At 63.2% G+C, this 20,404-nt stretch carries 24 protein-coding genes; 16 read left to right on the forward strand and 8 right to left on the reverse strand.

All coding sequences use genetic code 11. The features are described 5' to 3' along the window. Nucleotides 1–3: 3 nt before the first annotated feature. From urtC to urtE, 3 genes are read left to right on the forward strand one after another with little or no spacing between them, the layout of a single operon-like run. Complete coding sequence (gene urtC / locus IG122_RS01045) at nt 4–1,185, forward strand: urea ABC transporter permease subunit UrtC (protein ID WP_193179604.1); 1,182 nt, start codon at nt 4–6, stop codon at nt 1,183–1,185. Next, nucleotides 1,182–1,946 (forward strand): urea ABC transporter ATP-binding protein UrtD, encoded by a 765-nt coding sequence (gene urtD / locus IG122_RS01050; protein ID WP_193179606.1) that lies wholly within the window; start codon nt 1,182–1,184, stop codon nt 1,944–1,946. The genes urtC and urtD overlap by 4 nt, the downstream gene beginning before the upstream one ends. 1 nt (nt 1,947) lies before the next feature. Beyond that, entirely contained in the window at nt 1,948–2,643 is a 696-nt protein-coding gene (urtE, locus tag IG122_RS01055; protein ID WP_193179608.1) for an urea ABC transporter ATP-binding subunit UrtE, read from the forward strand. 4 nt (nt 2,644–2,647) lie between these two features. Here the strand turns inward: urtE and IG122_RS01060 are convergent, their stop codons facing one another. Together IG122_RS01060 and fabI are read right to left on the reverse strand one after the other, a co-directional pair. After that, on the reverse strand, nt 2,648–4,525 hold the full coding sequence (locus tag IG122_RS01060) for a PAS domain-containing sensor histidine kinase (RefSeq protein WP_193179610.1): 1,878 nt from the start codon (nt 4,523–4,525) through the stop codon (nt 2,648–2,650). A gap of 313 nt (nt 4,526–4,838) precedes the next feature. Continuing rightward, nucleotides 4,839–5,603: an enoyl-ACP reductase FabI gene (gene fabI / locus IG122_RS01065; RefSeq protein WP_193179612.1), complete on the reverse strand. Its 765-nt coding sequence runs from the start codon at nt 5,601–5,603 to the stop codon at nt 4,839–4,841. A 147-nt stretch (nt 5,604–5,750) separates the two neighbouring features. On the opposite strand from fabI, the gene IG122_RS01070 reads away from it, so the two are divergent. From IG122_RS01070 to IG122_RS01110, 9 genes are all read left to right on the forward strand, one after another. Continuing rightward, nucleotides 5,751–6,398 (forward strand): glutathione S-transferase family protein, encoded by a 648-nt coding sequence (locus IG122_RS01070; RefSeq protein ID WP_193179614.1) that lies wholly within the window; start codon nt 5,751–5,753, stop codon nt 6,396–6,398. A gap of 221 nt (nt 6,399–6,619) precedes the next feature. Continuing rightward, complete coding sequence (locus tag IG122_RS01075; protein WP_193179623.1) at nt 6,620–7,483, forward strand: urease accessory protein UreD; 864 nt, start codon at nt 6,620–6,622, stop codon at nt 7,481–7,483. 25 nt (nt 7,484–7,508) lie between these two features. Next, nucleotides 7,509–7,811 (forward strand): urease subunit gamma, encoded by a 303-nt coding sequence (locus IG122_RS01080; RefSeq protein WP_193179624.1) that lies wholly within the window; start codon nt 7,509–7,511, stop codon nt 7,809–7,811. Nucleotides 7,812–7,820: 9 nt separating this feature from the next. Beyond that, nucleotides 7,821–8,156 carry an urease subunit beta gene (locus IG122_RS01085; protein ID WP_193179631.1) on the forward strand — a complete coding sequence of 112 codons (336 nt, stop codon included), beginning with the start codon at nt 7,821–7,823 and terminating at the stop codon, nt 8,154–8,156. A gap of 1 nt (nt 8,157) precedes the next feature. After that, nucleotides 8,158–9,870 carry an urease subunit alpha gene (gene ureC, locus IG122_RS01090; protein ID WP_193179633.1) on the forward strand — a complete coding sequence of 571 codons (1,713 nt, stop codon included), beginning with the start codon at nt 8,158–8,160 and terminating at the stop codon, nt 9,868–9,870. A 7-nt stretch (nt 9,871–9,877) separates the two neighbouring features. After that, nucleotides 9,878–10,420: an urease accessory protein UreE gene (gene ureE, locus IG122_RS01095; RefSeq protein WP_319024789.1), complete on the forward strand. Its 543-nt coding sequence runs from the start codon at nt 9,878–9,880 to the stop codon at nt 10,418–10,420. Continuing rightward, entirely contained in the window at nt 10,347–11,093 is a 747-nt protein-coding gene (locus IG122_RS01100; protein ID WP_226893245.1) for an urease accessory protein UreF, read from the forward strand. Before ureE ends, IG122_RS01100 begins: the two co-directional genes overlap by 74 nt. An 11-nt stretch (nt 11,094–11,104) precedes the next feature. Beyond that, nucleotides 11,105–11,731: an urease accessory protein UreG gene (ureG, locus tag IG122_RS01105; protein WP_193179635.1), complete on the forward strand. Its 627-nt coding sequence runs from the start codon at nt 11,105–11,107 to the stop codon at nt 11,729–11,731. 139 nt (nt 11,732–11,870) lie between these two features. Further along, a complete protein-coding gene (locus IG122_RS01110) occupies nt 11,871–12,854 on the forward strand; it encodes a glucosaminidase domain-containing protein (RefSeq protein WP_193179637.1) in 984 nt (327 codons plus the stop codon). A gap of 62 nt (nt 12,855–12,916) precedes the next feature. On the opposite strand, the gene IG122_RS01115 is transcribed toward IG122_RS01110, so the two are convergent. Together IG122_RS01115 and IG122_RS01120 are read right to left on the reverse strand one after the other, a co-directional pair. Continuing rightward, complete coding sequence (locus IG122_RS01115) at nt 12,917–13,573, reverse strand: LysE family translocator (RefSeq protein ID WP_226893246.1); 657 nt, start codon at nt 13,571–13,573, stop codon at nt 12,917–12,919. Further along, on the reverse strand, nt 13,570–13,992 hold the full coding sequence (locus IG122_RS01120; RefSeq protein ID WP_193179640.1) for a hypothetical protein: 423 nt from the start codon (nt 13,990–13,992) through the stop codon (nt 13,570–13,572). The genes IG122_RS01115 and IG122_RS01120 overlap by 4 nt, the downstream gene beginning before the upstream one ends. A gap of 117 nt (nt 13,993–14,109) precedes the next feature. On the opposite strand from IG122_RS01120, the gene IG122_RS01125 reads away from it, so the two are divergent. Then, the gene (locus IG122_RS01125) at nt 14,110–14,730 is read left to right on the forward strand and encodes a TetR/AcrR family transcriptional regulator (protein WP_193179642.1); all 621 of its coding nucleotides are present in this window, start codon (nt 14,110–14,112) and stop codon (nt 14,728–14,730) included. A 9-nt stretch (nt 14,731–14,739) separates the two neighbouring features. Here the strand turns inward: IG122_RS01125 and IG122_RS01130 are convergent, their stop codons facing one another. Together IG122_RS01130 and IG122_RS01135 are read right to left on the reverse strand one after the other, a co-directional pair. Further along, entirely contained in the window at nt 14,740–15,450 is a 711-nt protein-coding gene (locus IG122_RS01130) for a GntR family transcriptional regulator (RefSeq protein WP_193179644.1), read from the reverse strand. Further along, nucleotides 15,447–16,541: an isocitrate/isopropylmalate dehydrogenase family protein gene (locus IG122_RS01135; RefSeq protein WP_193179646.1), complete on the reverse strand. Its 1,095-nt coding sequence runs from the start codon at nt 16,539–16,541 to the stop codon at nt 15,447–15,449. Before IG122_RS01135 ends, IG122_RS01130 begins: the two co-directional genes overlap by 4 nt. Before the next feature lie 224 nt (nt 16,542–16,765). On the opposite strand from IG122_RS01135, the gene IG122_RS01140 reads away from it, so the two are divergent. The 3 genes from IG122_RS01140 to IG122_RS01150 all read left to right on the forward strand — a co-directional run bounded on the left by IG122_RS01140 (nt 16,766) and on the right by IG122_RS01150 (nt 19,144). After that, on the forward strand, nt 16,766–17,626 hold the full coding sequence (locus tag IG122_RS01140) for an alpha/beta fold hydrolase (protein WP_193179647.1): 861 nt from the start codon (nt 16,766–16,768) through the stop codon (nt 17,624–17,626). After that, nucleotides 17,604–18,500: an alpha/beta fold hydrolase gene (locus IG122_RS01145; protein ID WP_193179649.1), complete on the forward strand. Its 897-nt coding sequence runs from the start codon at nt 17,604–17,606 to the stop codon at nt 18,498–18,500. The genes IG122_RS01140 and IG122_RS01145 overlap by 23 nt, the downstream gene beginning before the upstream one ends. Before the next feature lie 101 nt (nt 18,501–18,601). Beyond that, nucleotides 18,602–19,144 (forward strand): PAS domain-containing protein, encoded by a 543-nt coding sequence (locus tag IG122_RS01150; RefSeq protein WP_193179651.1) that lies wholly within the window; start codon nt 18,602–18,604, stop codon nt 19,142–19,144. A gap of 8 nt (nt 19,145–19,152) precedes the next feature. On the opposite strand, the gene IG122_RS01155 is transcribed toward IG122_RS01150, so the two are convergent. Together IG122_RS01155 and IG122_RS01160 are read right to left on the reverse strand one after the other, a co-directional pair. Beyond that, entirely contained in the window at nt 19,153–19,581 is a 429-nt protein-coding gene (locus IG122_RS01155) for a PaaI family thioesterase (RefSeq protein ID WP_193179653.1), read from the reverse strand. A gap of 31 nt (nt 19,582–19,612) precedes the next feature. Next, the gene (locus IG122_RS01160; protein ID WP_193179655.1) at nt 19,613–20,398 is read right to left on the reverse strand and encodes an enoyl-CoA hydratase; all 786 of its coding nucleotides are present in this window, start codon (nt 20,396–20,398) and stop codon (nt 19,613–19,615) included. Between the last annotated feature and the right edge of the window lie 6 nt (nt 20,399–20,404).

The raw sequence follows: 20,404 nt of genomic DNA on the forward strand, positions 1-20,404 counted from the left end.
CAGATGTCCCTGCTGCAACGTCTTTATACGGCGCAACCGCAGGCCTCCGGAAAAGGCCGGCTGGCGAGCGTCATCCTGCTCACGATCCTCGCCGCGATCGCGATCCTGGTCCCGCTGCTGAACCTGACGCAAGCACCCGGATCGGCCCTGCATGTGCCGACCTATCTCGTCAGCCTGCTCGGCAAATATCTCTGCTTCGCCATGCTGGCGCTCTCGATCGACCTGATCTGGGGCTTCTGCGGCATTCTCAGCCTTGGCCACGGCGCTTTCTTCGCCCTCGGCGGGTATGCCATGGGGATGTATCTGATGCGGCAGATCGGCGACCGCGGCGTCTATGGCAATGCGGAGCTGCCGGATTTCATGGTGTTCCTGAACTGGAAGGAGCTGCCCTGGTACTGGTACGGCTTCGACCTGTTCCCCTTCGCGATGGTTATGGCGTTGTTCGTCCCCGGGTTGCTTGCCTTCGTCTTCGGCTGGCTCGCCTTCCGCTCGCGGGTCAGCGGGGTCTATCTCTCGATCATCACCCAGGCGATGACCTACGCCCTGATGCTCGCCTTCTTCCGCAACGACATGGGCTTCGGCGGCAATAATGGGCTGACCGACTTCAAGGACCTGCTCGGCTTCGATCTGCAGGCGGACACCACGCGGGCGGTGCTGCTGGCGGCGACCTGCATCGCGCTCGGCGGTTGTTACCTGATGTGCCGCGCCATCGTCGCCTCCAAGCTCGGCCGGCTGATCGCGGCGATCCGGGACGACGAGCCCAGGGTCCGCTTCCTCGGCTACCGGGTGGAGAACTTCAAGCTCTTCGTCTTCGTGCTTTCGGCGATGATCGCCGGGCTTGCGGGCGCGCTCTACGTTCCGCAGGTCGGGATCATCAATCCCGGCGAGTTCGCCCCGGCCAACTCGATCGAGGCGGTGATCTGGGTGGCTATCGGCGGCCGCGGAACGCTCTATGGCGCCATCGCGGGCGGTGTTCTCGTGAACTACGCCAAGACCGTGCTCACAGGCCTGATCCCCGAGATCTGGCTCTTCGCCCTCGGCGCCATGTTCATTGCCGTGACCCTGTTCTTCCCGAAGGGGCTGGTCGGCAGCCTGCCGGGTGCGGTCGACTGGCTGAAGGCGAAGGCCGGGGCACGAAGCGCTTCGACACCGACGACGCCGCTTGCCAAGGAGGCGGGAGAATGACGGTCACCGGCAAGGCGTCCTACGCGGAATCCCAGCTCTATGTCGACGGCGTGACCGTCAGCTTCGACGGCTTCAAGGCGCTGAACAATCTCAGCTTCACGGTGGATCCGGGTGAGATGCGCGCAATCATCGGGCCGAACGGCGCCGGCAAGACGACGATGATGGATGTGATCACCGGCAAGACCAAACCGGACGAGGGGCGGGTGATCTTCAAGGGCGACATCGATCTCGGAAAACGGGACGAGGCCGCCGTCGTCGCCCTCGGCATCGGCCGCAAGTTCCAACGCCCGAGCGTGTTCGAGAACCACACCGTGTTCGACAACCTGGAGCTCGCCATCAAGTCGGACCGCCGGCCTTTCGCCTGCCTGTTCGATCGCCTCGACGGGGAGCGCCGGGACAAGATCGACGCGACGCTGGAGCGTATCGGCCTGACCGAACAGAGGAGCCGGCTCGCGGGCCAGCTCTCGCATGGTCAGAAGCAGTGGCTCGAGATCGGCATGCTGCTGGTGCAGGACCCGGAACTGCTGTTCCTGGACGAGCCTGTCGCCGGGATGACCGACCAGGAAACCGAAGGCACGGTGGAACTGCTACGCGACCTGCAGGGCGAGCGCTCGATCGTGGTGGTCGAGCACGACATGGCCTTTGTCCATGCGCTCGGCGTCAAGGTGACCGTCCTGCATGAAGGATCGGTCCTCGCCGAGGGGGCGATGGACCAGGTGCAGAACGATCCGCGTGTGATCGAAGTCTATCTGGGGCGCTGAGATGCTGAAGGTATCTGGACTGCACCTGCATTACGGCGCGAGCCACGCGCTGCGTGGCATCGACCTTGTGGCCGAGCGCGGCAAGATCACCTGCGTGCTGGGGCGCAACGGGGTCGGCAAGACCAGCCTGATGCGCGCCGTCACCGGGCTCGAGACCCCGAGCGCGGGGAGCATCACCTGGGACGATACGGACCTGCTTTCCTTGCCGGTGCACAAGCGGGCGTCAGCCGGCGTCGCGTTCGTTCCGCAGGGGCGCGAGATCTTCCCGCTGCTGACGGTCGAAGAGAATTTGAAGACCGGTTACGCGGCCCTGAAGCGTTCCGACCGCTCGATCCCGGACGAAATTTTTGAACTGTTCCCGGTGCTGAAGCAGATGATGAAGCGGCGCGGGGGCGATCTCTCGGGCGGCCAGCAGCAGCAGCTTGCCATCGCCCGGGCTCTTGTCCTCAGGCCGAGCCTGCTGGTGCTGGACGAGCCGACGGAAGGGATTCAGCCCTCGATCATCAAGGATATCGAGCGGATTATCGCGCTGCTCGCCTCGCGCGGCGACATGGCGGTCATCCTGGTTGAGCAGTACTTTGAATTCGCTCAGCATCTCGCGGACGAGATCGCTGTTATGGACCGGGGAGAGATCGTTCTGGCCGGAGCCAAGTCCTCATTGTCCGAAGCGGATGTGCGCGGACATTTGACCGTCTAGATCCTCAGGCGGTTTGAGTCTGGCTTGATGCGACGCTGCCGTTCTTCGGCAGACGGACGGTCACCGTCGTCCCGGTTCCGACCTCGCTGTCGATCGTGAAGCTCCCATCGAGCAGCACCGACAGGGAACGGACGATCGACAGACCGAGACCGGTTCCCTCCTTGGCGACATGGGGGTGGATCGCGGAGTGAGAAAAGGGTTCCGCGATGGTCGGCAGCCGGTCGCGGGGAATGCCGATCCCGTTGTCAGCGACACGAAACACAATGTCCTCTTCGATCTCGTCGACAGAGATGCGGATCTCACCGCTGCTCGGGGTGAATTTCACTGCGTTGGAGAGCAGGTTAAGCAGAATCTGGCGCACGGATCTTTCGTCGGAAACCATCGTGCCGACCCTTGCGTTTCGCTGGACCACGAGTGAAATGCTCTTGGCACCGGCCTGACTTTCGATCTGCGAGAGGCTGTGCGACAGCAATCCGTCGATCTCGACTTCCTCGAGCGTCAGCACGCGCTTGCCGGCTTCGATCGCGGAGATGTCCAGGATGTCGTTCACGAGCGCCAGCATGTGCTGGCCGCTCTCGTTTATGGCTGTGGAATATTCCGTAACGCGGTCCGCGCCGGCTTTCAGCAGCTCCGGCATCGAGAGCAGGGAACTGAAGCCGATGATCGCGTTCAGCGGCGTGCGGAACTCGTGGCTCATCGTCGCCAGGAATTCGGATTTGGCGCGGCTCGCCTGTTCCGCCCGCTGCAGCGCTTCGTTGCGGGCCTCGGCGATCAGCCGCTCGTTGGTGACGTCGGCGCCCGTGCCGCGATAGCCGATGAAGGTGCCGTCTTCGTCATAGAAGGGGCGCCCGTTGATGCTGACCGTCTTCACCTCGCCCGGCTGGATTGCCATGTCGTAGCGGAAGTCCCTGAATTGCCGGCGCTGACGCTGGATTTCCTCGAGCTTGTGCCATTTCGGCGTATTGACGGGCTCGGCCGTCGTCTCCGCAATCGTTCGTCCGTAGACCTCGCCGGTTTTCTTGTTCAGGGTCTTTGTAAAGCTCGGCGAAATATAGGTGACGCCGCCGTCACGGTCAGATTCCCAGAACCAGTCGGACGAGATTTCGGCGAAATCCTGCAGGCGCTTCTGGCTGCGGTAGAGCTCGTTGGCCGTCAGGTCCCGGACTTCGGAGTTCCGCTTGATGTCCCGCATCAGTCTCACGCCGTTCTCCGCGATCTCACGGAACTCGCGGAACCGGAACTTTGCAGGATCGGGGAGCGGGCTGTTCTTCGGGTCGCTCACGTCGAGGCGGCGAAACGCTTCGGCGAGGCGCAACATCGGGCGGCTGACATAGATATGCGAGATCAACAGCAACGTTCCGGCGAGGAGAGTGGTGCCGAATAAAACGCTGATCAGCACCATCCCGAGCTGGGTGGCCCAGATCTGGGTCGCCTGGGCGGAGGACGCCGTCACCTTGAGGTAACCTTTGGCCTCGCCGCCGCTCGAAGGTGTTGAGAGTTCGAGAAGGATCGTATGCTGCGCGGACGGGATGCTGAACGGGAACCAGGTCCCCAGCGGCTCCACCTGTCCGCATTCCTTCCAGGCCAGGACGGTGCCTGCTTCGTCGCTCACTTCAACCGACTCGATGGATTTGAATTCCAGCAGTCCGGTTGCGACCTCTTCCGCGAGAGACCTGTCACGGTTTGCGGCGGCGCGTGCGGCGATATTCTCGAAAGCTTTTGCGACCTGTTCGGAATGCTCGAAGAGTGTCGTGCGGAGTTTCTTGTATTCAAGCGTCACTTCGAGTGTGCCGACGATCAGCCCAAGGACCACGGCCGAAAAAATAACAAGCCTCGCGAGATGGGTACTGACGCTCTGGGGCTGCTCGGAATTTGCTCCCATGCGCCTTATGCTTCCGGCAGGCGATTGGCCGGAAGTGCCGCATGACGTGCTGCCTTGTCTAGCTCAGTCACATTGCCCCCGCCCACGATGGAATACCCGTCTTCTTGATTATGATCCGATGTCCGGGACAGAACATGCTCCTTTGCCGCAACTCTTTGACAGTTCACGGCGGTTACCGTGCGGGAACAATTGTAAACAATACGTTTCTGGCTTTGGTCGGAATTTCGACCGTGGGCTCTTGCCGCTACAGTTTGAGCGATCCGGACGCGAGATTGTCAAACCGAATCAGGGAAATCCCGGTTCCGCAGGAACCTCATGCAACGACGCTATAGCCGCCGTCGATGTAGTGGATGCCCCCGGTCACGTTGGCCGCCTCGCGGCTGGCGAGAAATGTCGCGAAGGCTCCGACATCGTCGATCGTCGCCAGGCGATGAGTTGGCGCGCGTTCCGCGGCCGCGTTCATCAAGTCGTCGAAGTAGTCGATGCCGGACGCAGCCCGGGTCTTGAGAGGGCCGGGGGAAAGGGCATGCACGGAGATGCCTTTCGGGCCGAGTTCCGCGGCGGCGTAGCGCGTCGCGGACTCCAGAGCCGCCTTGACCGGTCCCATGATGTTGTAGTGGTCGACGACACGGTCCGCGCCGTAAAAGGACACGGTCATGCAGGTCCCGCCATCCTTCATCAGCGGCTCGGAGCGCCGGATCAGACGCAGGAAGGAATGCACCGACACATCCATTGCGGTCGCAAAACCCTTGGCCGAACAATCGATGACACGGCCGTGCAGATCGTCCTTCGGGCAGAAGGCGATGGAATGCAGCAATGTGTCGAGCCGGCCCCAGCGATCGCCGATCTCGGCGAAGAGCCGGTCCATCTGGGTGTCGTCGCGGACATCCAGCGGCAGGACGATTTCTGCCTCCAGCTTTTCGGCTAGCGGGCGGACGTGTGGCTCGGCCTTCTCGTTCAGATAGGTCACAGCGAGCGTTGCGCCGCGCTCTTTGAGCGCTCTCGCGCATCCCCAGGCGATGGATTGGTCGTTCGCAATCCCGATGATCAGCGCGGTCGTGCCTTCCAGAGAGAACATCGCGGAACCTCGAATGCTGCGTCTGCGAAATTATGGTGCGATGCACAAATAAGTAAAGTGACGTTCTTCGTAACAAAGGCCGTGCGGCCAGGGCGGGATGAGGGGATGATGAACTGGGAAGTCGCAACGGGACGGGAAAGTTCAGCAATGCTTCGCTTCTATGCCATCCCGCCTAGCCTCTATTGCGCCAAGCTGCGCATCCTGCTGCGGCACAAGAAGCTGGCCTGGGAGGAAATTGCGCCGCCTGGCGGATACGGGTCTCCCGAATTCCGCCGGATTGTCCCGGCTGGCAATCTCCCCGCACTTCTGGATGAGGGGCTGCTGCTTTCGGATTCCGAAGCGATCGCGGAATATCTGAACGAGACCAATCCGGAGCCTCCAATGCTACCGGAAAGCCCGGGCGCTCGGGCCCAGGTGCGCGCGCGGTCCCGCTACCACGACACCCGCCTCGAGCCGGCGGTCAGGGCTCTGTTCCCCTTCATCGGGCGGAAAGCGCGCGGCGCGCTCGATCGCTCAATCCACGTAGCTACGTTGAACGACCGTCTGGACGGCCTCGCCCGCCTGTTTGAGATGGCGCCGAAGGAAGAGATGCTGACGCTCGGCGATTGCGGGTTTCCGATCACGTTCGCATGGCTGGATCTTCTGCTCCCTGAGCTGGAATTGAATGTCGAGATACCCGAAGGCGTTGCCGGCTACCGTGAGGCCGTCATCGGGCATGAAGCGGTCCAGGCGGAGCTCGATCACTATCTTCCAGTGCTGCGGAACTGGTTCGACGGCGCCTGCGCGGAGGTGTGACGATTGCCTAACTATTGAGCATCCCGCGCAAGACTGCCCTTGGCTTGGGCGATGAGCCCGGGTGAATTGCGCGGCGGTTGCAGGTTTTCCGCGGGTACGCTTTGATTTCGCCGGTGGCGCCGGCTTGGCATGGAGCTTGCCGTTAAGAAGCAAAAAAGGGGGCGCCGCGTTTGCAGCAGGTGCGGGGACATTATGGTCGTGGCGGATAGGGGAAGGCGCTCGTGAATATCGCCGTTCCAGTTGCGGCCGTGGAGGGTTTGCACACGACGACCCGCGGAGCTGCGCGTCTCTCCGTCGCGTGCGCCGAGGGGCGTTGCGCAGTCGCGGAGCTCTATTCCGCCCAGCCGCTGCGGATCCTGACCCCTCGGCCGGGCGTCGGCGAGGCGCTGACGGCGGTGATCGCCAATCTCTCCGGCGGGATCGTCGGCGGAGACAGATACGAAACCGCAATCGACCTTGGACCCGGTGCAAGTCTTTCCGTGGCGGCGCAGGCTGCCGAGAAGGTTTATCGATCGACAGGAGCCGAGGCGGAAAATCGTCTGACTTTCAGGCTTGGCGACGGCGCAACGCTCGAATGGCTGCCGCAGGGCACGATCCTTTTCGACCGCGCGATCTTCCGCCAGTCCGTGAGCTTCGATCTGGCGGAAAGCTCCACCCTTCTCGCAGGGGCGATCTCCGTGCTTGGACGGACAGCCATGGGAGAGACGGTTTCGACGGGACGTTACCGGGAGCATTGGGACCTGAGACGCGACGGCAGACTGGTCTGGGCCGACCGTTTCGATCTCCGCGATGCCGCCGCCTCTGCGGGACCGGCTTCGGCGATGCGCGGTGTGTCCACGTTCGCGACGGCGCTTTTCGCCCGGCCGGATGCGGCCGGCGATCTGGAATGGGCGCGGGAGACCATGGCGGAATGCGGCCCTGATGTCCGCGCGGGCGTGACCGCGATCGACGATCATCTGCTGGCGATGCGCTGGCTCGGCAGTGATGCCATGCGGCTGCGCGAGGCGGTCGGAAAATTCTGGGGCAGGGCCCGGGCGCGCTGGCTCGGCCGGCCTGAGCGGCTGCCGGTTATCTGGCGAATTTGAACGGGCTTTCGGAGGGGAGGCTGAGGTGAATCTGACACCGAGGGAAAAGGACAAGCTGATGGTCTCGCTCGCGGCCATGGTCGCGCGTGGCCGGCTGGAGCGCGGCGTGAAGCTGAACTATCCGGAAGCGATCGCGCTGATCACGGACTATGTGGTCGAGGGCGCGCGGGACGGGCGCTCCGTCGCCGACCTCATGGCGGCCGGCGCGACCGTGGTGAAGCGGTCCGACGTGATGGACGGGATCGCGGAGATGATCCACGAAGTCCAGGTCGAAGCCACCTTTCCGGACGGGACCAAGCTGGTCACCGTCCACGATCCGATCCGCTAGGAGGGTGCCATGATCCCAGGGGAAATCATCGCTGCCGAGGGCGAGATCGTTCTGAACGAGGGCGCCGAGGCCGTCACCATCGAGGTCGCGAATACCGGCGACCGGCCGGTGCAGGTCGGCTCGCACTATCATTTCGCGGAAACCAATCCGGGACTTTCCTTTGACCGGGAAGCGGCGCGCGGACGGCGGCTCGACATCCCGTCGGGAACCGCGGTGCGCTTCGAGCCGGGGCAGACCCGGACCGTCGATCTCGTGCCGTTCCAGGGCGAGCGGAAAGTCTACGGTTTCAATCAGGCGGTGATGGGGCCGCTGGACGCCACGCAAGAGTCCGGGGAGGACGCCTGACATGCCATACAGGATTTCGCGGCAGGACTATGCGGGCATGTTCGGTCCGACCGTCGGCGACAAGGTGCGGCTCGCGGATACCGATCTCATCATCGAGGTCGAGGAGGACCGCACCTTCTACGGCGAGGAAGTGAAGTTCGGCGGCGGCAAGGTGATCCGCGACGGCATGGGTCAGTCACAGATCTCGCGTGCCGACGGTGCCGTGGACACGGTCATTACGAATGCGCTGATCCTGGATCACTGGGGCGTGGTGAAGGCCGATATCGGTATCAAGGACGGGCGTATCTTCGCCGTCGGCAAAGCCGGCAATCCGGACGTGCAGAGCGGCGTGAACATCATTGTCGGACCGGGCACGGAAGCCATCGCTGGCGAAGGCAAGATCGTGACCGCGGGCGGCATCGACGTGCATATCCATTTCATCTGCCCACAGCAGATCGACGAGGCCCTGAATTCCGGCGTCACCACCATGATGGGCGGTGGCACGGGGCCGGCGACCGGCACCAACGCGACGACCTGTACGCCGGGCCCCTGGCATCTGGAGCGGATGCTGCAGGCGGCCGAAGCTTTTCCGATGAATCTCGGCTTCTTCGGAAAAGGCAATGCCAGTCAGCCCGAAGGGCTGCGCGAGCAGGTCCGCTCCGGCGCCTGCGGTCTCAAGCTGCATGAGGACTGGGGCACGACACCGGCAGCGATCGACACCTGTCTTTCGGTTGCGGACGAAATGGACGTCCAGGTGCTGATCCACACCGACACGCTGAACGAGTCCGGTTTCGTCGAGAACACGGTGAACGCCTTCAAGGGCCGGACGATCCATGCGTTCCACACCGAGGGCGCGGGCGGCGGCCACGCGCCGGACATCATCAAGGTCTGCGGTCTCGACAATGTCATCCCGTCCTCGACCAACCCGACGCGGCCCTTCACGGTGAACACGATCGACGAGCATCTCGACATGCTCATGGTCTGCCATCACCTCTCGAAGAGCATCCCGGAGGATGTCGCCTTCGCCGAGAGCCGGATCCGGCGGGAGACGATCGCGGCGGAGGACATCCTGCACGACCGCGGCGCCTTTTCGATCATCGCTTCCGACAGCCAGGCCATGGGGCGGGTCGGCGAGGTGCTGATCCGCACCTGGCAGACCGCGCACAAGATGAAGACCCAGTTCGGCCGGCTGCCGGAGGAGAAAGGCAATAACGACAATTTCCGGGCCCGCCGCTATATCTCGAAATACACCATCAACCCGGCCATCGCGCAGGGCATCGACGCTCATGTCGGCTCCATCGAGGTCGGCAAGCTGGCGGATCTCGTTGTCTGGTCGCCCGCTTTCTTTGGGGTGAAGCCGGACATGGTTCTCAAATGCGGCACCATCGCCGCTTCGATCATGGGCGATCCGAACGCCTCGATCCCGACGCCGCAGCCGCAGCACTACCGGCCGATGTTCGGCAGTTTCGGGCGCTCGCTGCACAAGAGCGCGGTCACCTTCGTCAGCGACGCGGCGATCGAGGCGAGCGTGGCCGCTCGCTTTGGACTGCAGAAGGAAGTTCTGCCGGTGCGCAACACGCGTGCCGGGATCACCAAGAAATCGATGATCCTGAATGACGCCACGCCGGATATCGAGGTCGATCCGGAGACCTACGAGGTGAGGGCCGACGGCGAGCTGCTGACCTGCGAACCGGCGACAGAGCTGCCGATGGCGCAGCGCTATTTCATGTATTGAGGGACGCGTGGCAGAAACCAGCACAGCAATACCGGACCTCGGACGTGCTGTCGCGCATGCGGCTGCGGGACATTGGGACCGAACCAGACAGATCGGCCAGGTGACGCTCGCCTTCGATGACCGTCACCGTCGGCGCATCCGCCTTGAGACGGACGAAGGCGCCTCCGTGCTCCTCGACCTGCCGCGTGCGGTCGCGCTGTCCGACGGGGACGGCCTTGAACTGGAAGACGGCAGCGGCTGGGTGCGGGTCGCCGCCGCGCCGGAACCGGTGATGATGGTGCGGGCCACCTCGCCGCATCACCTGCTGCGTCTCGCCTGGCATATCGGCAACCGCCATCTGCCGGCGCAGATCTCCGAGGCCGAGATCCTGCTCCGCCCGGATCATGTCATCGCCGACATGCTGCGCGGACTGGGCGCGACCGTCACGGAGGCCGAGCAGCCGTTCCAGCCGGAAGGCGGCGCCTACGATCACGGGCATGGCCATGCCCACGGACACGATCACGGGCATGATCATGACCACAGCCATTCCCATAGCCACCATCATGATTGATGGCGGCGGCACGCTGGCCGCACTCCGCCTGCAGTCCTGGCTGTCTCCGTCATTCCCGATCGGTGCCTACAGCTACAGCCACGGCGTTGAGGGCGCGATCGAGAGCGGCCTGGTCCGCGACGCCGCGACACTTGAGGACTGGATCGGAGGGCTGCTGCGGTTCGGCACGGGGCGGAACGACGCGATCCTGCTCTCGGAGGCCCGGCGTCTGGCCTCAACGGGGGATGCGGATGGGATCGTGGAGCTCTCGGAACTCGCTCTGGCCCTGATTCCGACCTCGGAACTGCGGCTGGAAGCGACGTCGCAGGGAACGGCCTTTCTGAAGACCGTCTCGGCGGCCTGGCCGGAGATCGGGCAGGTCTCAGTACCCCCATCGCCACCGCTTCCGATCGCCTACGGAGCCGTGATCGCCGCCGCAGGCATCGAGCTGGGCCTCGCGGGGCCGCTCTTCCTGCAAGCCTTTGTGCATAATCTCGTCTCGGCCGCCGTGCGCGCCGTGCCGCTCGGCCAGACCGACGGTCAGCGCGTCATTGCGGCATTGGAGACCACGGTCGATGCTGTCTGGCAGGAGAGCCGGGAACTTGGCATCGAAGACATCGGAAGCGCCGCACTGATGGCGGAATGGAGTTCACTGCACCACGAGGCCATGGACGGCCGGCTGTTCAGATCGTGAAGGAGGAAAAGATGGCAACAGGACCGCTTCGGGTCGGGATCGGCGGGCCGGTGGGCTCGGGCAAGACCGCGCTCTGCGAGATGCTGTGCCGGGAGATGAGCAAGACGACGGACATGTTCGTCATCACCAACGACATCTACACCAAGGAAGATCAGAAGATCCTGACCCGCACCGGGGCCATCGCGGCCGAGCGCATCATGGGGGTGGAGACCGGCGGCTGTCCGCACACGGCGATCCGCGAGGATGCCTCGATCAATCTCGCCGCCATCGACACAATGGTCGGCGCCTTTCCGACCGCGGAACTGGCACTGATCGAGTCCGGTGGGGACAATCTCGCGGCGACCTTCAGCCCCGAGCTGGCGGATCTGACGATCTACGTGATTGACGTCGCGGCAGGCGAGAAGATCCCGCGCAAGGGTGGGCCGGGTATCACGCGCTCCGATCTTCTTGTGATCAACAAGACCGATCTCGCGCCGCTGGTCGGCGCCAACCTTGATGTCATGGCCGAGGACACGAAGCGCCAGCGCGGAGAGCGTCCGTTCGTCTTCACCCAACTCAAGAACGGACAGGGGGCTGCCGAGATTGCTGCCTTCATCCGGGAAAAGGGCGGCCTTGCCAGCGCCTCGAGCGCAGCCTGATTTGGGCCTTACCTAGTCTCGGCAGGCCTTAGTTTCGGCGTATTCCGGGCTATGTTGTCTTTTGCGCCAAAGTTGCCGGCCGCTCCCGGACGGGACCCGGCGGAAGTTTTCGGGCGTCAGATTCGGATGGAAAGAGGCTATGGGACGTTTCGTACTGGCGCTGGTCGTCGGCTTTGTGGTGCTCGGGTTCTGCAACGCGTTCAATCAGACCGCGCCGATCATCAAACCGATAGACGATTGGGAATGGAGCTATCAGGGACGACCGGTAGAGACGGTCGAGTTCGTCGCCTTTGCCGATCTGGTGCCTCTCGCCTCCGAACTCAATTACACCGCGGAAACCTGGAGCGCCGGACAGACGGAGGTTCCGCGTCTGGTCCTGCAGCAGGTTCCCGAGCGGTTTGCCGAAGTCACCGTGCACGAGGTGCCGGTCGAGCATAAGAAAAGGATCTTCTTCCAGATGATGTTGCCGCTCGTCCTCATCGCGAACGAGGAGATGGCATATGAGCGGGAAGCCCTACTCGCGCTGAAGGCCCGGATCGATGCCGGGCGGATACCGAGTGCAAAGGACCTGATCGAACTCCGCAGGTTTGCGGACAAGTACGACGTCTCCATGGAAGGGGACGTCGTACCGGTGCAGAAGGTTCTCGATACGCTGGAGCACCGGATCGACATCGTCCCGCCGTCGCTCGCACTTGCCCAGGCGGCGATTGAAAGCGCCTGGGGCACCTCCCGTTTCGCGCTCGAAGGCAATGCGCTCTTCGGGCAATGGACTTTCGGCCGCAAGGGAATGGTGCCGGAGGAACAGAGGACGGAGAAGGGAGACTACAAGGTCGCCGCGTTCCACACGCCGCTGCATTCCGTACGCAGCTATCTGCGGAACCTCAATACGCATCCCGCCTATCGCGACTTTCGCAAGCATCGCGCTGCCGCACGGACAGACGGTCGGTCGCTCTCGGGCAAGTCTCTTGCGGCTACCCTGTCCCGCTATTCGGAGCGCGGTGCCGCTTATGTGAAGGAAATCCGGCACCTTATCGCTGCAAACGGTTTGTCGATTCTGGACCGGAGCAAGCTTGTGGACGGGACTGTCTACGAGCTGGTTCCGGTCTGGCGAGCAGCTGGCTGATCCCGGCAATCGGAAGACATGACGCAAAGGAGCCGGTTTCAGCGGTGAGGCGCCGCGGCTCCTCAGTCTCCGCTATGTGTTGTCGCGAGTTTCACGGCGAAGGCCGCGAAGCCTGCCGCGAACAGGCGCCGCATCCAGATCACCGTTCTTTCCGAGGAAAGCACAAGGTCTCGAACCTGTGCCGCGAAGAGCCCGTAAATCGTGAAGACGCCGAAGGTCATCAGCATGAAGAGGGTGGCCAGCACGAACATCGCAAATCGAGGCTCCTCCGCGGTGTGGGGAACGAATTGCGGCAGAAACGCGAGAAAGAACAGGGTCAGCTTGGGATTCAGCAGGTTGATCAGGATGCCTCGCATGGCGATCGCACGCAGGCTGCTCGCCTCTTCACCGGCGGATTCCCTCTCGGCGTCCGTGTTAAAGCTCGTGCTCCGGTCCCGCCACATGCCCCACGCGAGATAGAGCAGGTAGATCACGCCTGCATATTTGATCAAACCGAACAGCAGGGCGCTGGTGTGAAGAAGCGCGGCAAGGCCGAACACGCTCGCCATCAGGTGCGGCACGATGCTGATTGTGCAGCCCGCGACCGCGGCCATGCTGCTTGTCCGGCTACGAAATAGACCTACCGAGAGCGTGTAGATCACACCTGTGCCCGGCAGCAGGGTGACAAGCAGGGTCGTTAGGAGAAAGTCGGTCGAGACGATTTCAGAGAGCCCGCTCATGCGCTTGCCTTTCCCTGTCGGTGATCCGTTGCGGGTCGGTCTTTGCGGAAGCCGGCGGCCAGCCGCAAGACCAGGACAACGAGCGCGGCCTCCGCAACGAGCACGGCAGGCCAGATTTGTGTGAATTCGGCAACCAGCAGCTTGTGCGGGCCGAACGACGGAAGGACGCTAACGATAAACGCCATCGCCGCAATGCGCCACATGCGAGTGCCGGATCTGCAGAGATAGAGCGCCGCCGCCCCGAGTGCGAGGGAGGCACCAAGGAAAGGTGCGAGCGCGAAGAGTGGGATTGCCAGCGGAGGATGCGGTGGCGTTTGCGTGACAAGGGCGAGCAGCATCACGACCGTGATGGTCAGCAACGTGACCAAGGCGGCGCCCGCAATTGGGTCCGGGGATGAGGTGGAGGGGGAAGGTTGCATGAGAGGCTCCGGAAATAGGCGTACCAATTGGTACGGACAATTGACCGTACTTATGGGTACGGTTGCGGTCAAGCACGTTCTCATGCAAAGAGGATTGCGTATGTGGAGTTGCGGAAAATGAAAGATCGGGACCGCCGGGAACGGCGGAACGAAATACTCGATGCGGCGATCGAAATTCTGATCGAGCGCGGCTACCGCGAAACCACGATGCTGGCTGTCGCCAAGCGGGCGAATGCCTCGAAAGAAACGCTCTACAGTTGGTTCGGCGACAAGACCGGCCTGTTCGAAGCCGTCATTCAGCGCAACGCGGAGCGGCTGCAGCAAGAGATCGCTCCGTTTCTGTCCGGAGAAGGCGGAGTGGGCGCCTTCCTGACGGATTTCGGCATCGGCCTTCTGAACCTGCTGCTGTCCGAGAGCGGACTGGCCATAAACCGGGCGGCAATCTCCGAGGCGAGCCGCGATCTTTCCCTCTCGCGGGCTCTGGAGCGGTCGGGCCGCGGCGCGACTTTCCCGCTCGTCATCGATACCCTTCGACGGTACGAGGCCGAGGGCGCACTAAAAATGGACAATCCGGTGGACGCAGGTGAGATGTTCCTCGGCCTGCTGACGCGGGATCTCCAGGTGCGCGCCTTGCTCGGGCTGCAGACCAGCCTTGATCCGTCCGAGATCAGAAGGCGAGCCGAACAGGCGACCGGGGCGTTCCTCCGGGTATACGGAACGGACCCCGTCACGTCTTAGCCCGATCCCCTAGAGGTTATCGAGGTGGTGTTTGGAGAGCAACTCGGTGAGCATCTTTCCCGCCGCACAGCGATGCGCATGGTGAACCGCTCGCGCACCCTCCGCATCCCTGTTCAGCAGGCATTCGAGCAGTGCCCGGTGATCCTCCGTCGATTTCCGCGGCGTCGGACGCATGGTCAGCGTTGCCATCCGTGCCCGGTGAACCTGGGTCCGGTAGCGCGCCGTCGCCTCGATCAGGCGTGCGTTCCCCGACGCCTCGACAAGCAGCGCGTGGAAGGCATCGTCCGCCTCCGCCCAGCTCACGAGATCGTTTTCGCTGAGGGCGGCTTCCATACGTGCCGTCAAACCTGTCATGGCTGCCATGGTTGCCTCATCCAGCCCCCTCTCGGCGGCGAGCTGGGCGGCCAGCGGTTCGAGCGCGCTCAGAATCTGATAGATCTCGTTCATGTCCTCGGCCGAGACCGGAAGGACCTGAATGCCCCGGCGCGGGCGCACCTTGACAAGACCCTCGCGCTCCAGGCGGAGTCCGGCCTCGCGCACCGGCGTGCGGCTGACGCCGATCCATTCCGCGAGTTCGGTCTCGAGATAGGAGGCTGAGGGCTTCAGCCGTCCATCAAGGATCATTCCCTTCATCGCGCGGTATGCCTTCGCACCGGCGCTCGGATGTCGCTCTTCCGGCAATGCCGGCGCCGAGGAGGCTGCTGGAAGTCGTGGGCTCACGCTGCAACTCCGCGAAGAACGGCATCTGATATCTCCGACGTTCCGGCGTCGCCACCGAGATCGCGGGTCAGGACCGTTGAGTCCGTCAGTGTCGCGGCCACGGCTCGTTCGATCATCTGCGCGCCTTCGGCGAGCGCGCCGTCCTCATGCTCGTCCGAAAGCCAGTCCAGCATCATCGCGGCAGAGAGGAACATGGCGAGCGGATTGGCCACGCCCTTGCCGGCGATATCGGGTGCGCTGCCGTGACAGGGCTGGAACACCGCGTTGCTGTCGCCGATATCGGCCGACGGCGCGAGGCCGAGCGTTCCCATGATGCCGGCACCGAGATCCGAGAGGATGTCGCCGAACATGTTCTCCGTGACGACGACGTCGAACTCCCAGGGCTTCTGCACCATCCACATGGCGAAGGCGTCGACATAGGCGCTGTCGGCGGCGATTTCCGGGAAGGCTTTCGCCCGTTCCTCAAAGATCGAGCGGAAGAACCAGAAGGCGCGGAACACGTTCGCCTTGTCGATACAGGTGACGCGCCCCGGCGTGCCGCGTTTCGCGGACCGGCGCCGGGCGAGGCGGAAGGCGAAGTCGAACAGCTTCTCGCTGGTCTGCCGGGTGATCCGGAGCGTCTCGGTCGCGTACTGTCCGCCGACGACCTGGCCTTCGTCCTTGTGGGCGAAGAGACCTTCCGTGGATTCGCGGATCAGCACGAAATCGGTTTCGAACACGCGCGGATCGCCGAGCGGTGTGCGTTGTCCTGGATAGAGCTTGACCGGACGGACCCCGGCATAAAGTCCGAGGGCGAAACGCAGATCGATTTGCGGCGAGATTTCGGTCCCGTCCGCCTTGCGGATGTCCGGCAGGCCCATCGCCGAGAGCAGGATCGCGTCCGCCGCACGGGCCGCCGCCATGGAATCCGCGGGCAGGGACTCGCCTGTCCGGGCGAAATGCTGTGCTCCGGCGGGCAGGGAGTCGAATTCGAACTTGCGTCCGACCCGTTTCGACACATCTTCAAGCAACACGCGCGTCGGCGCCATGATTTCGGGGCCGATCCCGTCTCCGTCGAAAAGGGCGATGCGGTAGACGCGGTTACTCTTCATCTGATCCTCGTTCCCAGAGTTGGAAATAACGTATGCGTTAATGTGTACGTTATTTTTGACCGGTTAGTCGAGGATGGATAACGGCCGATGCCGCAGGACAGCGTTGTTGCTTTCGGCATCAATCACTCATGCCTTGCCGGTGGTTGCATCGGATGTGGAGGCGTGTTCCCATTTTAACCGGATGGTCTTTCAAAGGGGGGCGGTCGTGAAGGCGCTTTTCGGCAATGGGTGATGTGCGGACAGCGCGCTGGCGCGAAGCCGGCGGATCCACGCGGCTCAGTGCCGGCGGGGTCGAGCTGGAATCCTATACCGTGGGTCCGCCCCCGGACCGGGCGCCGACACTGGTTCTGCTGCATGAAGGGCTTGGCTGCGTTGCGCTCTGGCGGGATTTCCCCCGAAGCCTCGCCGAGGCCACGGGATGCGGCGTGCTCGCCTTTTCCCGCGCCGGATACGGGGCCTCCGACCCCTGTTCGCTGCCCCGCCCGCTCGATTACATGACCCGCGAGGCGGTTTCCGTGCTCCCCGAGGTTCTGGACGGGATCGGATTCCGCGAGGGCTTGCTGATCGGCCATAGCGACGGAGCCTCCATCGCAGCGATCCATTGTGGTGAGGTCCGCGATCCGCGGGTGCGCGGACTAGTGCTTATGGCACCGCATTTCTTTACCGAGGAAATAGGGCTTGCGGCGATCGCGAAGGCGCGGACGGCCTATGCCGAGGGTGACCTGGGCGACCGCCTGGCGAAATATCACGTCAATGTGGACGCGGCCTTCCAGGGTTGGAACGACGCCTGGCTCGATCCCGGATTCAAGGCCTGGGACATCCGGAACTGCCTCGACCCGATATGCGTCCCGGTTCTTTGCCTTCAGGGCGAGGGGGATCAGTATGGGACCGAAGCGCAGGTTCGGGTGGTGGCAGAGCGCGTTCCGGCAAGGGTCGATATCCGGATGATTGCCGATTGCCGTCATGCGCCGCATCTGGAGGCGCCGGATATCACGCTGGACGAAATCACGGAATTCATCGCCCGCCTGCGGGCTGGCGGCGCGCTAACGGCCGGAGCGACGAATGTTCGACGGATTCAAAACTGAGACGGTAGCGGTTGCCGAAACCGAGATTTTCGTTCGGACCGCCGGCATCGGCGATCCGGTGCTGCTGATTCACGGTTTCCCTCAGACGGGAGCGTGCTGGCACAAGATCGCACCGACGCTTGCCGAACGTTTCCGTGTCGTGGTTCCGGACCTGCGCGGTTACGGAGCCAGCGGCAAACCGGCGCCGTCGCATGATCATGCCGCCCACAGCAAGCGGGCGATGGCGAAGGATCTCGTGCAGCTGATGACCGCTCTCGGGCACGAGACATTCGCCGTTGTCGGGCACGATCGCGGTGCGCGGGTCGGCTTCCGGCTGAGCATGGATCATCCGGAACGGGTCACGCGTTTCTGTTCGCTCGACGTGATCCCGACTCTGGATATGTGGGAGAAGATGGATCTCGCCGGCGCGGTCGGCGGGTTCCACTGGTCCTTTCTGGCGCAGCCCGCGCCGGTTCCGGAGACGATGATCGGGAGCGATCCCGATTTCTTCTATGGATATCTGATGCGGAAATGGGCGGCGCCGGAGTTCCTGTTCGACGCACACGCGATGCAGCTCTATCTCGAGGCGATGCGCGACCCAGCGGTGATCGAAGCGACCTGCGAGGATTACCGGGCGGGCGCCTCGATCGATGTCGCCCATGACAGGGACGACAGGGAATCCGGCCGGAGATTGTCCTGCCCGCTGCTGTTTCTCTACGGAGGCATTCGCGGGTTTGGCGGTCCGGGAGGCGCGAGGGATCCGCTGGATACCTGGCGCAATTGGAGCGACAGCGAGGTTACCGGCGGACCGGCCCCCTGCGGGCATTTTCTTCCGGAGGAAGCGCCGGGCACCGTTCTGGAGCAGCTTCTTCCATTCTTGTTGGCCGCAGACTGACGATGCCGTATAAGTCGTAACAAGGTATTATTGGGGATGAATACTTTGGTACTGCCAAAAGAAATCGGCGCCGGCCATGAATTCGTAACTCGGATTGCAGGATGACGGCGACGGCGGGAAAACTTCCGGGGACGGTCTCCGACTTTCTCGAAGAACCGCAGAGTCTGCAGTTGTTCGATTATTGGTGCAGCAAGAGGGCTGGGCGGATCGCGCCGAGCCGCCAGGATATTGATCCGAGTGAGATCTTCCAGCTGCTGTCCCTGGTCTATCTGGTTGATTTCGAGAAACCCGACATTTTCCGCTACCGGCTTGCAGGGACGGACATCGCCGAGACCTTCGGCCATGGCAACCTCAAGGGACTGACGTTGAGGGATATCCTCTCGGAACAGGGACGCCAGTTCGTCACCGCAAGGTGGCTTCCGGTCGTAACGGAAGGTCGTGTCGTCTGCATGAAGGGGCAGGTCTATAACTCGGCGAACCGGTTCGCGTTCGGGGAGCGTATTCTGCTGCCCCTGGCGGATACGCCGAAAGGCCCGATGACCGGTCTGCTCGGCATGACCGTCTGCAAATGGGTCGACCGGATCGGTCCGGTGGAACGGCGGAATTCCGATATGATGACGTTCCTCGCTGCCGAAATTCCCTGAGACCCGTTCTATCGGCCGGACGGCAGCTTCCAGGTCGAGGTCGCCATGGCGGCCAGGTTCCCCGCCTCGTCGAACATCCGGGATTCGAGAAAACAGAGCGAGCGTCCGCGCCGGAGGAACCGTCCTTCGCAACAGGCTGAGCCGGAGGTGAGCGGGCGCAAGTACTGCACCTTCATCTCCAGCGTCGCACCTGCGGTCCCGGTGACGCGCTTCAGCAGATGCCCCATCGAGATGTCCATAACCGTGGCGATGGCACCGCCATGCACGCTGCCCTGCGGATTGAAGAGGAAATCCTCGACCGGAAAGCGGATCCGGCAGAGTTCCTCTTCGTACTCGAACCCGAGATCGAGCAACCTGGCGAGAAAGAACGTCTCGAATTCCTGGCGGTAGGTCGCGAGCGCTGTTTCGAAGCGCTCGTGTGCGCGGTCTTCATTCATCGGGACAGCGTGCCTTGCAGGAACAGGGGGGTCAGGAGCCGGTGAAGTTCGGCTTGCGCTTTTCCATGAAGGCGCGCCGGCCCTCGATATAGTCCTGGCTGGCGAAACATTCGGCGACCAGCCGGGCGCACATGTCGAGGTCGCGGTCGCTTTCGTCCTTCATCACCTCGTTGACGATTGCCTTGACTGCATTGACGGTAAGCGGCGCATTGCCGGCAATCATCTCTGCGTACTCGGTGCAATATTTCTCGACCTCGGCATCCGGAACGACCCGGTTGGCGAGCCCCATCTCGTAGGCTTCCGAGGCGCTGAAACGGCGCGCGGTATAGAAGATTTCCTTGGCGAAGCTCGGCCCGACCACGCCGGTCAAACGGCGCAGTCCCTCATAGGGATAGCCGAGGCCGAGCTTGGCGGCAGGGACGGCGAACTGGGAACCTTCGCCGCAGATCCGCATATCGCAGCAGACCGCGAGCGCGACGCCGCCGCCGACGCAGAACCCGTCGATCTGCGCGATCACCGGCTTCGGGAAGGAGGCGACCTTGTCGTAGACCCGCTTCGTCGTCGCATTGTAATGGGCAACGGCCTCGGCGCTGGCGCGCTCGGATTCGAACTTCGAGATATCCGCGCCCGAGACGAAAGCCTTGCCGCCGGCGCCGGACAGGATCAGCACCCGAACGGCGTCATCGTCTTTGTAAGCGTCGAGCGCCTTCTCCACCGCTTCCCACATTTCCAGCGAGACGGCGTTGCGCTTTTCCGGCTGGTTGAAAACGATGCGGGCGATATTCCCATCCTGGCTCGTCAGGATCTTGTCGGTCATCGGGGC

It is taken from the genome of Nisaea sediminum, assembly GCF_014904705.1.
Classification (GTDB): Bacteria; Pseudomonadota; Alphaproteobacteria; order Thalassobaculales; family Thalassobaculaceae; genus Nisaea; species Nisaea sediminum.

Coding starts and splice junctions, on each gene's coding strand:
- IG122_RS01100 (WP_226893245.1), top strand. CDS start 10,347: ATGGCCATGCCCACGGACACGATCACGGGCATGATCATGACCACAGCC.
- IG122_RS01120 (WP_193179640.1), bottom strand. CDS start 13,992: ATGCAACCTTCCCCCTCCACCTCATCCCCGGACCCAATTGCGGGCGCC.
- IG122_RS01145 (WP_193179649.1), top strand. CDS start 17,604: ATGTTCGACGGATTCAAAACTGAGACGGTAGCGGTTGCCGAAACCGAG.
- IG122_RS01155 (WP_193179653.1), bottom strand. CDS start 19,581: ATGAATGAAGACCGCGCACACGAGCGCTTCGAAACAGCGCTCGCGACC.
- IG122_RS01060 (WP_193179610.1), bottom strand. CDS start 4,525: ATGGGAGCAAATTCCGAGCAGCCCCAGAGCGTCAGTACCCATCTCGCG.
- IG122_RS01115 (WP_226893246.1), bottom strand. CDS start 13,573: ATGAGCGGGCTCTCTGAAATCGTCTCGACCGACTTTCTCCTAACGACC.
- ureC (WP_193179633.1), top strand. CDS start 8,158: ATGCCATACAGGATTTCGCGGCAGGACTATGCGGGCATGTTCGGTCCG.
- IG122_RS01070 (WP_193179614.1), top strand. CDS start 5,751: ATGCTTCGCTTCTATGCCATCCCGCCTAGCCTCTATTGCGCCAAGCTG.
- IG122_RS01150 (WP_193179651.1), top strand. CDS start 18,602: ATGACGGCGACGGCGGGAAAACTTCCGGGGACGGTCTCCGACTTTCTC.
- IG122_RS01110 (WP_193179637.1), top strand. CDS start 11,871: ATGGGACGTTTCGTACTGGCGCTGGTCGTCGGCTTTGTGGTGCTCGGG.
- urtC (WP_193179604.1), top strand. CDS start 4: ATGTCCCTGCTGCAACGTCTTTATACGGCGCAACCGCAGGCCTCCGGA.
- urtE (WP_193179608.1), top strand. CDS start 1,948: ATGCTGAAGGTATCTGGACTGCACCTGCATTACGGCGCGAGCCACGCG.
- IG122_RS01160 (WP_193179655.1), bottom strand. CDS start 20,398: ATGACCGACAAGATCCTGACGAGCCAGGATGGGAATATCGCCCGCATC.
- ureG (WP_193179635.1), top strand. CDS start 11,105: ATGGCAACAGGACCGCTTCGGGTCGGGATCGGCGGGCCGGTGGGCTCG.
- IG122_RS01125 (WP_193179642.1), top strand. CDS start 14,110: ATGAAAGATCGGGACCGCCGGGAACGGCGGAACGAAATACTCGATGCG.
- IG122_RS01085 (WP_193179631.1), top strand. CDS start 7,821: ATGATCCCAGGGGAAATCATCGCTGCCGAGGGCGAGATCGTTCTGAAC.
- IG122_RS01135 (WP_193179646.1), bottom strand. CDS start 16,541: ATGAAGAGTAACCGCGTCTACCGCATCGCCCTTTTCGACGGAGACGGG.
- fabI (WP_193179612.1), bottom strand. CDS start 5,603: ATGTTCTCTCTGGAAGGCACGACCGCGCTGATCATCGGGATTGCGAAC.
- urtD (WP_193179606.1), top strand. CDS start 1,182: ATGACGGTCACCGGCAAGGCGTCCTACGCGGAATCCCAGCTCTATGTC.
- IG122_RS01140 (WP_193179647.1), top strand. CDS start 16,766: ATGGGTGATGTGCGGACAGCGCGCTGGCGCGAAGCCGGCGGATCCACG.